The following is a 593-nucleotide window of genomic DNA, read 5'->3' on the forward strand; positions in this document are numbered from 1 at the left end:
TCCTTCTATTATCGAACTTTCTGCATTCCATCAACTTAATGACCAATGGGCGATTCATTACGGTTGGCAACAAACTGACTGGAGCACTTTTAAAGAGCTAAAAGCGACCAGTAATGAATGTAAAGGCGGCGTATGTTTCTTCAAACCAGAAAAGTATGAAGACAACAACCGTTACTCTGTAGGTGCAACTTACACGCTAAACACAGAGTGGACATTCCGCGCAGGCTTGGCTTATGACGAGCAAGCGGGTGAAGCAACATTGAGTATCCCTGATAGTGACCGTATGTGGTACAGCGCGGGTCTAACGTATGCAATGAATGAAAACCTATCGTTTGATGCTGGTTTTGCATTGGTACAAAGTGAGTCGGGCTCTTTCACTGAGACTAACGCAGCAGGTCAAGAAATTAAGTTTGATTCAGAAGGTACGGCATACATCAGTGCAGTACAGATGAACTACACCTTCAAATAATAGGATTCTCGGAGTAACCCAATGAAACATACGTTTAAACTATCACTGCTTTGTTCTGCGATCCTACTTGCAGGTTGTGGCGACAACACATCAAGCTCAGGCACAACAGATAAAGTAACGTTTG

The 593-nt window shown here is 43.3% G+C and carries 1 protein-coding gene; it reads left to right on the plus strand.

The annotated features are described in order from the left end of the window. Positions 1-469 (plus strand): porin (locus tag R7E78_RS28480; protein WP_318058929.1); only part of this gene is annotated, 469 nt, incomplete at its 5' end. Between the last annotated feature and the right edge of the window lie 124 nt (positions 470-593).

It is taken from the genome of Vibrio sp. YT-19(2023) (genome assembly GCF_033337395.1).